Consider the following 14,528-nt stretch of genomic DNA (forward strand, 5'->3'; position numbering starts at 1 on the left):
TTTCTGAAGTGTTCCATCGGTCAGGCTACGCGGTGCCCGTCGGGCTGACGAGCACGGATCTCGCCTCGATCGACGCGAGCGCGTGACGGAGGCTGAGGTGCAGGTGCACGTGGGTGGCGTGCGCCGCGAGGTCGGTGTCGCCGGCGATGATCGCGTCGACGATGAGCAGGTGCTCGGATGCCGCGGCGCGCAGCCGCTCGGGGTGCTGGCGCGCGAGCCGGCGCACGCGTGCCGAGTGGAGTCTGGCGCTCTGCAGCGCGGCGGCGAGCATCGGGTTGGCGACGGCGGCCTCGATCTCGTCGTCGAGCGCGTCGACGACCTCGTAGTAGGAGCGCAGGCCGTCGTCACCGGCGTCGAGCAGCCGGGGCGCGTCGGCGAGCCGGCGGCGCAGCTCGTCGAAGCGGGCGGGGTCGCGGCGTCGCGCGGCGAGGCGGGCGGCCTGCCCCTCGAGCGCCTCGCGCACCTCGTACAGCGAGACGATGCTCGAGGCGTCGAGCGCCGAGACCTGCAGCACGCGCGCCGAGGCGGCGGTCGCGAGCCCGTCGGCCTCGAGGCGGGCGAGCGCCTCGCGCACGGGAGTGCGGGAGACGCCGAGCCGGGTCGCCTGTTCGACCTCGGCGAGCGCGGTGCCGGGCGCGAGCACGCCGTCGAGGATCTCCTCGCGGAGCGCCCGGTAGGCGCGTTCACTCGCTCGCATGCTTCCCTCCCCTCCTCATGTATACGCTGGTGCGTCATTCGATGCAAATGACGGCCTCCCTGAGCCTCTGTGTATACATGCGGTTCTCAGCCGATGCGCGCTCGAGGCGTGGGACGATTGAAGGGATGAGCACCACCGACCTCGACCGCATCGGTTCACGTGCGGTCTCAGACCTCCGCGGCGACTTCCCCGCCTTCGCCGACGGCTCGGCCCCGGCGTACCTCGACTCCGCCGCGACCGCGCAGCGCCCGCGCCGGGTGCTCGACGCCGAACGCGACTACCTCGAACGCCACCTCGCCCCCGTGCACCGCGGTGCGAGCGCGGCGGTCGGCCGCTCGACGACCCTCTTCGAAGACGCCCGTGCCACGGTCGCCCGCTTCGTCGGCGCCGGCGAGCGCGAGATCGTCTGGACCGAGAACGCGACCGACGCGCTCAACATCGTCGCGCTCGGCATGGCGGATGCCTCGGCCGGACTGGCCGGCCCCGAGGCATCCCGGTTCGCGCTCGAACCCGGTGACGAGATCGTCGTGACCGAGGCCGAGCACCACGCGAACCTCATCCCGTGGCAGCGGCTCGCCGCGCGCACGGGTGCCAGCCTGCGCGGCGTGCGCGTCGACGAGCACGGGCTGTGGTCGCTCGACGCCCTCGCCGACTCGCTCTCGTCGCGCACCAGGGTCGTCGCGTTCGCGGAGGTGTCGAACGTCACGGGCTTCATCGCGCCCGTCGCCGACGTCGTGGCCCTCGTCCGCGAACGTGCTCCGCAGGCGCTCGTCGTGCTCGATGCGTGCCAGTCGGTGCCGCACCGCCCGACCGACTTCGCCGCGCTCGGGGTCGACTTCGCCGCGTTCAGCGGGCACAAGATGCTCGGCCCGAACGGCATCGGCGTGCTCTACGGCCGCGCCGAGCTGCTCGACGCGCTGCCGCCGGCCCGCACCGGCGGATCGACGATCACCCGGGTGACGCTCGAGCACGCCGAGTTCCTGCCGGCGCCGCACCGGTTCGAGGCGGGCACGCAGCCCGTGTCGCAGGCGGTCGCCCTCGCCGAGGCGGTGCGCTACCTCGAGGCGATCGGCATGGAGGCGGTCGCCGCGCACGAGCAGGCGCTCGCGGATCGCGTCGTCTCGCAGCTCGCGGAGCTGCCCGGCATCCGGGTCGTCGGGCCGCAGGCGGGGTCGCCGCGCGCCGGCCTCGTCGCGGTCGCCGTGGAGGGTGTGCACGCGCACGATGTCGGACAGTTCCTCGACGACGCCGGCGTCGTGGTTCGGGTCGGCCACCATTGCGCGCAGCCGCTGCACCGCGCGCTCGGGGTGACCGCGACGACGCGCGGCAGCGCGCACGTCTACACGACGGCCGACGAGATGGACCGCTTCGTCGACGCGCTCGGCGCGGTGCGCGGGTTCTTCGGCGTGGCCTCCGACGCCGCGGCGGTGATCGCGTGAGCGGGCTCGAGGGGCTGTACCAGCAGATCATCCTCGACCAGTCGAAGCGTCGCAACGGCGACGGGCCGCTCGAGGGCGCCGACGCCGAGCATCACGAGTACAACCCGACGTGCGGCGACGAGATCACGGTGCGCGTGAAGCTCGCGCGAGAGGGCGGCGACGACGGCACCGCTCGCATCGCCGAGCTGGCCTGGCAGGGCGACGGCTGCTCGATCTCGATGGCGTCGGCCTCGACGCTCACCGAGCTCGTCGCGGGTCGCACGGTCGACGAGGCGCGCGAGCTCATCGAGGCGTTCCGGGCGATGCTGCGCTCGCAGGGCGCGGGCGAGCCCGACGAAGAGGTGCTCGGCGACGCGATCGCGTTCCACGGCGTCTCGAAGTACGTGATGCGCGTCAAGTGCGCGATGCTCGCCTGGGTCGCGCTCGAGGCGTGCCTCGCCCAGGCGTCGCCCGCTCGGGCCTAGTCGAAGACGCGGCCCGCGCTCGGGTCGTCGAGCACTCGGGCGCCGAGGTCGAGGGGCAGGTCGCGCAGCTCGGGCGGGTTCCACGTGGGGTTGCGGTCCTTGTCGATGACCTGCGCGCGGATGCCCTCGTGCAGGTCGTGCTGCCCGAGGAACCAGTTGACCGCACGGAACTCCTGCTCGAGCGCCGCTTCGAGGTTCGGCAGGGTGCGTGCCCGGCGAACCGACTCGAGCGTCACGGCCATCGCGGTGGGCGAGAGCACCTCGAGCTCGTCGGCTGCGGCCGCGGCGTCGGCGTGGGGGTGCGCGCGCAGGCGCGCGATGATCTCGACCACCGTGGGCGCGGAGTAGCAGTCGTCGATCCATTCGCGGGCGAGCGCGAGCGAGGATGCCTCGGCCGGCGTCTCGTCGAAGAGCATGACGATCTCGGCGGGGCTGCCGGGGTCGGCGCGCTCGGCGAGGGCCTGCAGCAGATGCGGGAGGTCTCGCGAGGGCACGTAGGAGTCGGCGAAGCCGGCGTAGAGTGCGTCGGCGGCGGTCATGGTGCGCGAGTTGAGCGCGAGGTGCACGCCGGTCTCACCGGGCGCCTTCGCGAGCAGCCAGGTGCCGCCGACGTCGGGCGTGAAGCCGATGCGAGTCTCGGGCATCGCGAGCTTCGACCGCTCGGTGACGACGCGGATCGCCGCGTGCCCCGAGAGGCCGATGCCGCCGCCCATGGTGATGCCGTCCATGATCGCGACGACGGGCTTCGGGTAGCGCGCGATCGCGGCGTCGAGCCGGTACTCGGTGCGGAAGAAGTCGCGCGCCTCCCCGTGCCCGCCATTGGTCGCGTAGCCGTAGAGCTCGCGGATGTCGCCGCCCGCGCAGAACCCGCGGTCGCCGGCGCCGTCGAGCACGACGACGCCGACCTCGCTGTCGTCGCGCCATGCGTCGAACACGCCGGTGAGCTCGCGAACCATCTCGTAGGAGAGGGCGTTGATGGCCTGAGGACGGTCGAGCGTGACGTGGCCGACGCCGTCGGCGACCGTCGCGGAGATGTGGGCGCTCACGTGTGCCACCGTATCGCCCCGACCCGTCCTCCACAGGTGCGGATCGGTCGCGTGCACCCCAGAGCAGATGACGCGCCGGCGTTCCACGGCGGCGCCGCGCCTAGCCTGCGACGATGAATCCATTCGAGATGATGGCCGAACCGGTGCGCCGTCGCATCATCGAGGTACTCGCCGTCGGATCGCACCCCGCGGGAATGCTGACCGACGTCGTCGTCGGCGAGTTCGGAGTGTCGAGATCGGCGGTCTCGCACCACCTGAGGATTCTGCGTGAGCACGCGGTCGTGAAAGTCATCCCGGATTACACGCAACGCCTCTACACGCTTGAAGAGGCATTTCTCCTCGAGCTGGATGAGGCGGTCGGCGAACTGTTCACCCTCTGGGACCACCGATACGGCTTCGGCACCGACGGCGATCTGCTGCGGCGCGACCAACCGTCACGGACGCCGCACGCCTCCCGCTCGCGCACCCGGCGCCTGCACCGGGCAGGAGGCAAGGGACGCCGCGGGCGGCGATGAACGCCGCTGGACCAGGGCCCCGCAGCACCCATGCCTGCCGCGCCCTCCGTTCCCCGCAACGATTCCTTTCGACCAATGCCAGTTGCGCCTCATCGTGTGAGGCGCAACTGGCATTGGCGAAACGAGAAACCATCGCGGGCTGCGCGCCCCCGCCGGCGGAGAGGTGTTGGAGGAACGAGCGCGCAGAACACGTGCAGATGGATTGAGCCTGAAGCGTGGAGCATCGAGCGGGAGAAGGCGGCGGAGGAGGTGGGGTGAAGAGGTGGGATGAGGCGTACGATTCCGGGATGGTCCCCGCATCGAACCTCTGGGCGTTCGTCGTCGCGTCGGTCGTGCTGATCGTCATTCCGGGACCGAGTGTGCTGTTCGTCATCGGGCGGTCGCTCGCGCTCGGACGGGTCGGCGGACTGCTCAGCGTCGTCGGCAACGCGATCGGCATGCTGCCGCTCGTCGCCGCTGTGGCGCTCGGCGTCGGGGTGATCGTCGCGCAGTCGGTCGTGCTGTTCACCGCGATCAAGATCGCGGGCGCGCTGTATCTCGCCTACCTCGGCATCCAGGCGATCCGGCACCGGGCTGGCGCCTCGGCCGCCGTCAGCGGCACCGTCGCTCGCCGCTCGCCGTGGCGGCTGCTCGTCGAGGGGTTCATCGTGGGCGTCTCGAACCCCAAGACGATCGCCTTCTTCGTCGCCGTACTGCCCCAGTTCGTCGACTTCGGCGCCGGTTCGATCCCGCTGCAGCTCGCGGAGCTCGGGCTCGTGTTCGTCGTGCTCGCGCTCGCGTGCGATTCGGTGTGGGCGCTCGCGGCCGGGTCGGCGCGCGACTGGTTCGCGAAGTCGCCGAAACGCGCCGAGCACCTCGCCGCCACCGGGGGCGTCATGATGATCGGCCTCGGCGGCGTGCTCGCCCTCAGCGGCGCCAAGCACTGACGCCGCCGCTCACCCCCGCCGGTCGAGTAGCGTGCGACGAAGGAGCACGGTTATCGAGACACATCACGCCACGTGGTCTCGATACGGCGCTCCGCACCTACTCGACCGACCGTCGGATCACGCGTCGGCCGGGTTCACGTCCGTTCCGACGAGGATGCCGCGCGCGACGCTGTTGAAGAAGCACTGGGCGCTCAGCACCGTCGGCGTCGTCGTCGACGGGTCGACGGCGAGCCGGGGCACCGCGAGCGCGTGCACGACGAAGAAGTAGCGGTGCACCCCCGTCCCGGGAGGCGGGCCCGAACCCCGGTACCGCGGCTCGCGGTACTCGTTCTCGAGCACGGTCGCGCCTTCGGGCAGGAGGCCCCGCGACAGCGCATCGGGCGCCCCCGCGCCGGCCTCGAGCGAGGTCGTCGTCACCGGGATGTTCGCGATGGCCCAGTGCCACCAGCCCGCCCCGCTCGGCGCATCGGGGTCGAAGCACGTCACGGCGAAGCTCTTCGTCTCGGCGGGGAACCCGGACCAGCTCAGCTGCGGCGAGACGTCCTGACCGCCCCGCCCGGCGCTCCGCTGCGGTGCCGCGAGCCGACCGCCGGGCTCGAGGTCGGCGCTCGTGACGGTGAACGAGCCGATGGGCTTCAACGCCTGCAACTGCGCGTACGGATCGTGGTCGAACATCGGTGTCCTCTCCGGGCCCGGGTCGTGGCATCCGAGCCGTTCGTCAGCCTACGCCCGTAAGATCTGCGGGTGCCCGTCGCGAAGATCCTGCTGTACTACGCCTTCACGCCGCTCGCCGACCCCGAGGCGATCCGGCTGTGGCAGCGCGACCTCACCGAATCGCTCGACCTGCGCGGGCGCCTCCTGATCTCGCGCGACGGGCTCAACGGCACCCTCGGCGGCGAGCTCGGCGCCCTCAAGCGCTACGTGCGGAAGACCCGGGAGTACCCGCCGTTCAAGCACGTCGATTTCAAGTGGAGCGAGGGCTCAGGCCTCGACGAGGCCGGCCGCAGCCTCGACTTCCCGAAGCTCAGCGTCAAGGTACGCGACGAGATCGTCTCGTTCGGCGCGCCCGGCGAGCTGCGCGTGGACGAGTCGGGCGTCGTGGGCGGCGGCACCAGGCTCGACCCCGATGCGCTGCACGAGCTCGTCGGCGAGCGCGGCGACGAGGTCGTGTTCTTCGACGGGCGCAATGCCCTCGAAGCCGGGATCGGCCGATTCCGCGGCGCGATCGTGCCGCCGACCGAGACGACGCGCGACTTCGTCGGCCTGCTCGACTCGGGCGCCTACGACCACCTCAAAGACCGACCGGTCGTCACATACTGCACCGGCGGAATCCGTTGCGAGGTGCTCTCGAGCCTCATGAGGAGCCGCGGCTTCGGCGAGGTGTACCAGCTCGACGGCGGCATCGTGCGCTACGGCGAGCGGTTCGGCGACGACGGCCTCTGGGAGGGCTCGCTCTACGTCTTCGACGGGCGCGGCTCGATCGACTTCAGCGACCACGCCGCCGTCATCGGGCGGTGCGCCAGGTGCGGTTCGGCGACGAACCGCACCGCCAACTGCACGGATGCGTCGTGCGACGCCGAGTTCGTGCTGTGCGAGCCGTGCGGGACCGCGCCCTGCGCGGCGCACCTGGGAGCCTCGCCCTCAACCCGCTGAGGTCGGCGCCCCCGCGAGCGCCGCGACCGCGAGCGCGAGCTCGTCGCCCGTCGGCACGAGCGCGGGGTCGACGAGCCACATGATGCCGAGGCTCTGCGTGAGCGCGAAATCGAGCTTCGCGATCGCGGCGACCTGCGCCTCGTCGAGCTCGGGGCGGGCCGCCCGGAGATGTTCGGCGATGCCCCGTTCGGCCTCGTTCGTCGCCGCGGCGAGGTCGCGCGCGCCGCCGGGACCGCGGAGCACGCGCACCGTGTTCTCGAGGCTCGCGATGAGTGCCTCGCGATTGTCGGCGAACACCTCCGGCATGCGGTTGAAGAGCGCCGCGAACCCTTCGAGCAGCGGAAGCGCCGTCGTGTCGCGGATGACCGCCTCCATGCGGTCGCCGATGCCCGAGCCGAGCGACTCGGTGAGCGCCTCGGTGATGAGTTGCTCCTTCGACCCGAAGTGGTAGCCGATCGCCGCGAGGCTGACACCGGCCTCGGCCGCGATGTCGCGCGCGGTGGCCTTGGCGACGCCGCGCTCGAGGATGACCTTCCGAGCGCCGGCGAGGAGATCTTCACGATTGCCCATGCCGACATCCTAGCCATCGATTCAGACATCTGTATTAGACAAACGTCTGAATCGGGTGTAGAACATCTGTATCAGACAGATGTCTCACTCGAAGAAGGAGCACGACGATGAGCACGACCTCCGCACCGCACGTCCTGATCTCCGGCGCCGGCATCGCCGGGCTCGCCCTCGCACTGCAGCTCACCCGCAGCGGCATCCGCTCGACCGTCGTCGAACGCGCCGATGCCCCGCGCCCGGGCGGCCAGGCTGTCGACCTGCGCGGCGCGAGCCGCGAGGTCGCCGATCGCATGGGCCTGATGCCGGGCATCGACCCGCGGCGCGTGCACGAGATCGGCATGTCGTACGTCGACGCGCGGGGCCGCGTGTTCGGCCGCATGTCGATGGCCGACTTCGACGGCGAGGGCGCCGTCGCCGAGATCGAGATCGCCCGCGGCGACCTCGCCGCCGCACTGCAGGAGGCCCTCGATCAGGCGGCGGCCAGCGCGCCCGGCCTCGTCACTGTGCGATACGGCGACCGCATCACCGCGATCGAGCAGCACGACGAGCGGGTCGCCGTCGAGTTCGAGCATGCGGCGCCGGCCGAGTTCGACCTCGTCGTCGGCGCCGACGGCGTGCACTCGGCCACCCGCCGACTCGCCTTCGGGCCCGAGGAGCGGTACGCGACCCCGCTCGGCGGCTACGCCGCCTTCTTCACCCTCCCGACGCCCGCCGACCTCGAGCCCGGCTGGTTCGCGATGCGCTTCGTGCCCGGCATCGCGTTCGGGCTCCGGCCCGACCGCGACCCGATGACGTCGAAGGCGATCCTGACCCTTCGGGTGCCGCGTGATCCCTCGCTGCGCGGCGACCGCGCCGCGCAGGCGGCGCTCGTGCGCCGAGCCCTCGAGGGCGCCGGGTGGCACGCCGACACGATCGTCGCGGCGATGGCCGAGGCATCCGACTTCTACTTCGACGAACTGGTGCGCATCGACCTCGGCGACCCCGTGAACGGCCGCGTCGTGCTGCTCGGCGACGCCGCGTCGTGCGGATCGCCGCTCACCGGCATGGGCACGGCGACCGCGCTCATCGGGGCGTACCTGCTGGGCGAGCGCATCGCCGCCGAACCCGGCGACCTGCCGGCCGCGCTCGCGCGCTACTCGTCGGACATCGCACCGTTCGCCGAGGCGGGCAAGGCGATCCCGTTCGGCGGGCTCGAGCGCATGGTCCCCGGGAGCCGGTTCGCCGCCGCGATGGCGCGAGCGTCGACTCGGGCGATGCTGTCGAAGCCGCTCCTGCCGATCGTGCGACGCATGTTCTCGGCCGGGACGCCCGAACTCGCACTGCCGGTGATCGAGCGGCCGGCCGGGCGGGCGGCCGCGGCGGTCTGACCCCTCGATCCGCGAGCCGACGCGCGCGACTCAACCGGCGGATCGCTTGCGCGGCAGCCGCGACCAGGTGCGTGCGGCGCGGCTCGACAGGGCGAGCAGCACGAGGATGTCGACCGAGAGCGTGAGGAGCGTCGTCTGGAGCGTGATCTCCTCGCCCCCGATCCAGTAGTCCATCGCCGAGACGAGCGTCGACAGCACGGCGACGACCATCACCGTGATGCGGGCCCAGTTGCTGCCGCGGAAGACGAGCCACGCGAAGACGAGCTCGGCGAGCAGCACGACCGCCCCGACGCCGACGATGACCCACAGCACGATCTGCGCCGCGTCCTCGTCGGACACGTCCTCGATGTGGATGTCGGCCGCCTCGCTCACGATCGTCGGCCACTGCATCGCGAGCGAGATCAGCCAGATCACGCCGAGCAGCACCCGCACGACGATGAGCCCCGCGCCGAGCGAGATCGCGATCGGCCGCCGCACGGCCTCGGCCCGAGGCATCCCGCCGCCGTCGCGCTCGGCGAGCCGGGCGAAGGGCTCGAACGACGAGCGCTTGCCGACCTCGCCCGACGCGGTGTCGGCGGCGAGCGCGGCCTCGAGTTCGTCGCGTCGTGTCCGCGCTGCGGCGTCGGCGGCCCCGGGGGGCACTCCGAGCGCGTCGCCGAGCACGACGACCGGCAGGTCGCCGTCGGTGCGGATCGTGTCGCCGCCGCCGTTGCGCGAGTGGTAGCCCGTCGAGAAGTCGTCGATCACCCCGACCTCGACGGGCGCGCCCGATTCGACGAGGGTGCGCACGATATGGTCGCGCTCGACGTCGGTGTCGGCGTCGATCTTGTGCGTGACCTGCAGCGTGAACAGCGAGAAGCCGACCGACCGGTCGAAGGTGCCGGCGGCGAGCCAGTCGACCCGGCGGCCGCCCGGCAGCAGCCAGCCGTCGGGCGTGCGCCAGAAGCGCACGTGGTGGCGCTTCGCGGGGTTGCCCGCGACCTCCTGCTGGTAGGCGAAGTCCTGCATGCGACCGAAGAGGAAGAGCGGACTCACCGGCGCCTCGTCGTAGCTCTTGCGCGTGAGCGTCGACGCGATGATGCGCCAGCTCGAGCGGGCGTCGACGTCATCGGCCCGAGTCCAGCCCGCCGCGGCCATCGCCCCGTGCAGCGCCGCCTCGTCGCCGCGCAGCGCGAGGTTCACCGGGTCGCCGAGCAGCCCGTCGCTCGTGCGTGCGCGCCCGATGAAGTAGTCGGGCACGTAGATCGTGGTGAGGATGCGGTGCAGCCGCGGCAGCACGAGGTAGGCGAGCAGCGCCCAGAACACGATGAAGAAGAGCAGCCCGAACCAGCCCCAGTCGAAGCTCTGCTCGAGCACGAGCCACGCGAGCCAGATCGAGGCGAGGCCGGCGTACACGAAGAAGAACCCGTCGAGCAGGGCGGTCCGCGACACCCGACGGGCGGGCGGCACGGATGCCTCGCGCGAGCGCTCCCCCATGTCCGAATGCTACCCGCGGCGGGTCACGACCGGACCTCCTGGTCGCAGCCGACCGTAGATTGGGACCATGACCCTCGCAGAGACCGCCGCCGAACTCCGCCGACTCCACGCCGCCCCCGAACTCCTCCAGGTGGTGAACGTGTGGGACGTGGTCAGCGCCCGCACCGTCGCCGCCCTCCCCGAGACCCGCGCCATCGCGACCGCCGGCCACTCCATCGCCGCGTCGTTCGGCTACGCGGACGGCGAGATCCCCGTCGACATCATGCTCGACATGGCCGGGCGCATCGCCCGCGCGGTCGAGGTCCCGGTGAGCGCCGACCTCGACGACGGCTACGGCGACGCGGGCGAGACCGTGCGCCGCGCGATCGGCGAGGGCATCGTCGGAGCGAACATCGAAGACCGGCTGAAGCCCCTCGCCGAGTCGGTCGCCGTCGTCGAGGCCGCCGTCGCCGCGGGCGACGCCGAGGGCGTGCCGTTCGCACTCAACGCCCGCACCGACGCCTGGCTGCGCGGCCACGACCGTCCCCGCGAGGTGTGGATCGCCGACGTGATCGAGCGCGGCCGGGCCTTCCTCGACGCCGGCGCCACGAGCGTGTTCGTGCCCGGCGTGTTCGGCGAGGCCGAGATCGAGGAGATCGTCGCCGGCATCGGCGAGCAGAAGCTGGCTCTCATCGGCCTGCCCGGCGTGCCGGCTCCCGCCCAGCTCGAAGCGCTCGGCGTCGCACGTCTCTCGTACGGCCCGACGACGCAGCGCATCGCCCTCGGCGCCCTGCAGGACGTCGCGATCCGGCTCTACACGGGCGGTGTGCTGCCCGACGGCATCCGTCCGCTCAACTGACCGCTCGGCACGCGACTCCCCGTGCGGCGGATGCCTCACCGTCGACTCGCTCGCTAGGGTGAGCGTGTGACGGCCCCGGGCCGTCGCGCGGGCCGAGCGGGGGCGCGGCCCATCACGGCGGCAACGGCCCCCGACGTGAGGAGCGCGCATGGCCGACGGCATCCCCATCGAGATCACGGGTCTCACGAAGCGCTTCGGCGCGGTCACCGCGGTCGACGACCTCGGGTTCACGGTCGAGCCCGGCAAGGTCACGGGCTTCCTCGGGCCGAACGGGGCGGGCAAGACGACGACGCTTCGGGTGCTGCTCGGGCTCGAGCGGCCCGACGCCGGCACGGCGACGTTCGGCGGCACGCCGTACGCGGCGCTGCCGCGACCGCTCGAGACCGTGGGCGCCTCGCTCGACGCGAGCTTCCACCCCGGCCGATCGGCCCGCAACCACCTGCGGGTGTACGCGACGGCGGCCGGCATCGACCGGGCCCGCGTGCCGGCCGTGCTCGCGCAGGTCGGCCTCGAGGAGTTCGCCGACCGCCGGGTCGGCGGCTACTCGCTCGGCATGCGGCAGCGTCTCGCGCTCGCCTACACGCTGCTCGGCGACCCCGGCGTGTTCGTGCTCGACGAGCCGATCAACGGGCTCGACCCCGAGGGCATCAAGTGGATCCGCGGCTTCCTGCAGGCTCTCGCCCGGGAGGGCCGGACGGTGCTCGTCTCGTCGCACCTGCTCAGCGAGGTGCAGCAGTCGGTCGACGAGGTGGTCATCATCACGAAGGGCCGGCTGGTCAAGCGCGGCACCCTCGCGAGCCTCGAGCTCGACTCGGCGCCGCGCACGATCGTCGACTCCCCCGACCGGCCCGCCCTCGCGGCGGCGCTCGACGCGGCCGGACTCGAGTACACCGAGGGCCGGGGCGGCTTCATCGTCACGGAGCCCGATCCGGCGCGGGTCGGGCACGCCGCCTTCGTCGGCGGCGTCGAGCTGAGCGCCCTGCACCGCCTGAAATCGGGGCTCGAGGAGTCGTTCCTCGCCCTCGTGAACGGCGGTGACGCCTCGTGAGCCTGTTCGATTCGATCTCCGCGGAGTTCCGCAAGGTCTTCACCACGCGCATGTGGTGGCTGCTCGCGATCATCCTCGTCGCGTACGTCGGGCTCATGGCCGGCGGGCTCGGCGCCTTCCTCGGCTGGGCGACCACGAACCCCGAGGCGGCCGCCGAGGCCGGCGGGAGCACGGGGGTACCGCCCGGCACCGACCTCGCACCGCTCATCTACAGCTTCGCCTCGTCGATCGGCTACGTCTTCCCCGTGCTGCTCGGGGCGCTCGCGGTCACGAGCGAGTACCGGCACAAGACCCTCACGCCCACGTTCCTCGCCGCACCCCACCGCCAGGTCGTGCTGTGGTCGAAGTTCGCGACGCAACTGGTCGTCGGCGCAGGGCTCGGCGTGCTCGCGTTCGCCGCCTCGGTCGGTGCCGGCGCCGCGGCGCTCGCGGGCTTCGGCCTCGACACCGGGCTCGACTCGTCGGACACCTGGGCGCTCATCGGCCGCGGCGTGCTCGCCCTCGCGCTCTGGGGCGCCATCGGCGTCGGCCTGGGCGTGCTCGTCGTGAACCAGGTCGCCGCGATCGTCATCGTGATCGTGTTCGCCCAGTTCATCGAGCCGATCCTGCGCATCGTGGCGTCCTTGAGCGAAGTGACCGCGACGATCGGCAAGTTCTTGCCCGGAGCGGCGAGCGACGCACTCGTCGGGGCGTCGTTCTACACGATGGCGACGCCCGGCGGCACCGCGCAGGCGCTCGAGTGGTGGCAGGGCGGCCTCGTGCTGCTCGCGATCGCCGTCGTCGCGACCGCGATCGGCGGTGCGACCACCTGGCGGAGGGACGTGACGTAGGTGCGCGCCGCCGAACTGCGCTCGCGTCGCCTGTTCGCGCAGGGCCTTCGCGGGCCGGGCGGCACCGGGCCGGATGCCTCGGGGCCCGCGCCCGCGACGGCCGCCGACGTCGTGCGGCGGGCGCTCGCGGTGCAGGCGCAGGAGTACCTGCCGGCGCAGTGGGGGCTCGCCCAGCGGATCGCGGGCGCCGTGCGGCCGGATGCCGCAGCGGTCTCCGGGACGATCGATCGCGGGGAGGTCCTGCGCACGCACGTGCTGCGGCCGACCTGGCACTTCGTCGCGCGAGAGGACGCGCGGTGGCTGCTCGAGCTGTCGGCACCGCGGGTTCGCCGCCAGATGGCCGGGACCATCCGCAAGGCCGGATGGGACGGCGACCCGGGCGTGCGGGCCGTCGACGTCGTCGCCCGCGAACTCGACGGAGGCCATCGCACGCGCCACGAGATCGCCGAGGCGCTCCGGCGCGCCGGCCTGCCGTCGACCGGGCTGCTCTTCGTGCTCCTCGTCGCCGAGCTCGAGCTCGTGGCGATCTCGGGCGCGAGCGCCGACCGGCAGCGCACGTACGCCGCGTTCGACGAACGGGTGCCCGCCGCGCCGCCGCGCCCGCGCGAGGACGCGCTCGCTGAGCTCGCCGAACGGGCGCTCACGACCCGCGGACCGGCGACGGTCCGCGACCTCGCATCGTGGTCGGGCTTCACCCTCAGCGACGTGCGAGCGGCCCTCGCCGAGGCATCCGAGCGCACCGGTGGCCGGGTGGAACGGATCGACGACGACGAGGAACTCTGGCACGACGCCGCGGTGACAGCCGCCTGGGCGGCGCGTGCCGCCGAGCGGGCCGAGGACGACGACGACCCCGCCCGCATCGATCTCCTCCAGGGCTACGACGAGTACGTCATGGGCTACGCGGCGCCGCGCGCCTACCTGCAGCCGCCGGGCATCGAGAAGCCGATCATCCCCGAGTTCCCGCTGCACGCGATGCTCGCGGGCGGGGTCATGGCCGGCCGCTGGGCGCCCGTCGTGCAGGGCGGGCGGGCGACGCTGCGGGTCGTGCCGTGGCGGGAGCTCTCGCCCGCTGAGGAGCGGTCGCTCGATGCACGCCTCGCCGAGGTGACCGCATTTCTCGGCGTTCCCGCCGAGGTTCGGCGCGAGCCGGTCACGACGGTCTGAGCCCGGTCGCGCGAGAGGTCCTCGGCCGAGCTCGCACGCCCGGTCGCGCGCGGCGACCGGCACGAGCCATCCGCGGCGCGTACGATCACGGCATGGCCGCCCTCATCGGAACCGTCGTCGTCGCCCTCGCCGCGCTGCTGCACGGGTACATCTTCCTGATGGAGAGCGTCTGGTGGACGCGCCCCTCGACGTGGAAGCGCTTCGGCGTCGCCGACCAGGCACAGGCCGACGCGACCCGCCCGATGGCGTACAACCAGGGGTTCTACAACCTCTTCCTCGGCATCGGCGCCGCGCTCGGACTCGTGCTGTACTGGGCCGACGCGATGCCCGTCGGCAAGACGCTCGTGCTCTTCACGACCGCCTGCATGACCCTCGCGGCCGCCGTGCTCACGACGACGGGCCGCGGCTACCTCAAGCCCGCATTCATCCAGGGCACGCTGCCGCTCATCGGCTTCGTGCTGTTCGCGTTCGCCTGAGTGCCCCGCGGCCGCGTCGGCC

At 72.5% G+C, this 14,528-nt stretch carries 16 protein-coding genes; 11 read left to right on the forward strand and 5 right to left on the reverse strand.

Going from position 1 to position 14,528, the window contains the following annotated elements:
- Positions 1 to 25 precede the first annotated feature (25 nt).
- Complete coding sequence (locus AC3RJ7_RS14635) at positions 26 to 697, reverse strand: GntR family transcriptional regulator (protein WP_491456579.1); 672 nt, start codon at positions 695 to 697, stop codon at positions 26 to 28.
- Positions 698 to 822: 125 nt separating this feature from the next.
- Here AC3RJ7_RS14635 and AC3RJ7_RS14640 point away from each other — a divergent pair, with 125 nt between their 5' ends.
- Together AC3RJ7_RS14640 and sufU are read left to right on the forward strand one after the other, a co-directional pair.
- Entirely contained in the window at positions 823 to 2,136 is a 1,314-nt protein-coding gene (locus AC3RJ7_RS14640) for an aminotransferase class V-fold PLP-dependent enzyme (protein WP_491456580.1), read from the forward strand.
- Positions 2,133 to 2,600, forward strand: a complete 468-nt coding sequence (sufU, locus tag AC3RJ7_RS14645; protein WP_491456581.1) for a Fe-S cluster assembly sulfur transfer protein SufU — start codon at positions 2,133 to 2,135, stop codon at positions 2,598 to 2,600. The genes AC3RJ7_RS14640 and sufU overlap by 4 nt, the downstream gene beginning before the upstream one ends.
- On the opposite strand, the gene AC3RJ7_RS14650 is transcribed toward sufU, so the two are convergent.
- Positions 2,597 to 3,646, reverse strand: a complete 1,050-nt coding sequence (locus AC3RJ7_RS14650) for an enoyl-CoA hydratase/isomerase family protein (protein ID WP_491456582.1) — start codon at positions 3,644 to 3,646, stop codon at positions 2,597 to 2,599. The two genes, sufU and AC3RJ7_RS14650, sit on opposite strands and share 4 nt — an antisense overlap.
- Positions 3,647 to 3,774: 128 nt before the next feature.
- Between AC3RJ7_RS14650 and AC3RJ7_RS14655 the strand changes: the two genes are divergently transcribed.
- Positions 3,775 to 4,161, forward strand: coding sequence for an ArsR/SmtB family transcription factor (locus tag AC3RJ7_RS14655; RefSeq protein WP_491456583.1), 387 nt, complete (start codon positions 3,775 to 3,777; stop codon positions 4,159 to 4,161).
- A gap of 287 nt (positions 4,162 to 4,448) precedes the next feature.
- Positions 4,449 to 5,087 (forward strand): LysE family translocator, encoded by a 639-nt coding sequence (locus tag AC3RJ7_RS14660; RefSeq protein WP_491456584.1) that lies wholly within the window; start codon positions 4,449 to 4,451, stop codon positions 5,085 to 5,087.
- A 117-nt stretch (positions 5,088 to 5,204) separates the two neighbouring features.
- On the opposite strand, the gene AC3RJ7_RS14665 is transcribed toward AC3RJ7_RS14660, so the two are convergent.
- On the reverse strand, positions 5,205 to 5,762 hold the full coding sequence (locus tag AC3RJ7_RS14665; protein ID WP_491456585.1) for a YbhB/YbcL family Raf kinase inhibitor-like protein: 558 nt from the start codon (positions 5,760 to 5,762) through the stop codon (positions 5,205 to 5,207).
- A 69-nt stretch (positions 5,763 to 5,831) separates the two neighbouring features.
- Here AC3RJ7_RS14665 and trhO point away from each other — a divergent pair, with 69 nt between their 5' ends.
- Positions 5,832 to 6,740, forward strand: a complete 909-nt coding sequence (gene trhO, locus AC3RJ7_RS14670; protein WP_491456586.1) for an oxygen-dependent tRNA uridine(34) hydroxylase TrhO — start codon at positions 5,832 to 5,834, stop codon at positions 6,738 to 6,740.
- Here trhO and AC3RJ7_RS14675 read toward each other — a convergent pair.
- Complete coding sequence (locus AC3RJ7_RS14675; RefSeq protein WP_491456587.1) at positions 6,729 to 7,310, reverse strand: TetR/AcrR family transcriptional regulator; 582 nt, start codon at positions 7,308 to 7,310, stop codon at positions 6,729 to 6,731. The two genes, trhO and AC3RJ7_RS14675, sit on opposite strands and share 12 nt — an antisense overlap.
- A gap of 107 nt (positions 7,311 to 7,417) precedes the next feature.
- Between AC3RJ7_RS14675 and AC3RJ7_RS14680 the strand changes: the two genes are divergently transcribed.
- Positions 7,418 to 8,674, forward strand: coding sequence for an FAD-dependent monooxygenase (locus AC3RJ7_RS14680; RefSeq protein WP_491456588.1), 1,257 nt, complete (start codon positions 7,418 to 7,420; stop codon positions 8,672 to 8,674).
- Positions 8,675 to 8,704: 30 nt separating this feature from the next.
- Here the strand turns inward: AC3RJ7_RS14680 and AC3RJ7_RS14685 are convergent, their stop codons facing one another.
- Entirely contained in the window at positions 8,705 to 10,150 is a 1,446-nt protein-coding gene (locus AC3RJ7_RS14685; protein WP_491456589.1) for an LssY C-terminal domain-containing protein, read from the reverse strand.
- A 67-nt stretch (positions 10,151 to 10,217) separates the two neighbouring features.
- Between AC3RJ7_RS14685 and AC3RJ7_RS14690 the strand changes: the two genes are divergently transcribed.
- The 5 genes from AC3RJ7_RS14690 (at position 10,218) to AC3RJ7_RS14710 (ending at position 14,506) form a co-directional block, all read left to right on the forward strand.
- Positions 10,218 to 10,988: an isocitrate lyase/PEP mutase family protein gene (locus tag AC3RJ7_RS14690; protein WP_491456590.1), complete on the forward strand. Its 771-nt coding sequence runs from the start codon at positions 10,218 to 10,220 to the stop codon at positions 10,986 to 10,988.
- A gap of 148 nt (positions 10,989 to 11,136) precedes the next feature.
- The gene (locus AC3RJ7_RS14695) at positions 11,137 to 12,036 is read left to right on the forward strand and encodes an ATP-binding cassette domain-containing protein (RefSeq protein ID WP_491456591.1); all 900 of its coding nucleotides are present in this window, start codon (positions 11,137 to 11,139) and stop codon (positions 12,034 to 12,036) included.
- Positions 12,033 to 12,866 (forward strand): ABC transporter permease, encoded by an 834-nt coding sequence (locus AC3RJ7_RS14700; protein ID WP_491456592.1) that lies wholly within the window; start codon positions 12,033 to 12,035, stop codon positions 12,864 to 12,866. Before AC3RJ7_RS14695 ends, AC3RJ7_RS14700 begins: the two co-directional genes overlap by 4 nt.
- The gene (locus AC3RJ7_RS14705) at positions 12,867 to 14,030 is read left to right on the forward strand and encodes a winged helix DNA-binding domain-containing protein (RefSeq protein ID WP_491456593.1); all 1,164 of its coding nucleotides are present in this window, start codon (positions 12,867 to 12,869) and stop codon (positions 14,028 to 14,030) included.
- 92 nt (positions 14,031 to 14,122) lie between these two features.
- Positions 14,123 to 14,506: a DUF1304 domain-containing protein gene (locus tag AC3RJ7_RS14710; RefSeq protein WP_491456594.1), complete on the forward strand. Its 384-nt coding sequence runs from the start codon at positions 14,123 to 14,125 to the stop codon at positions 14,504 to 14,506.
- Positions 14,507 to 14,528: the final 22 nt, after the last annotated feature.

This window comes from Agromyces solani (assembly GCF_058349925.1).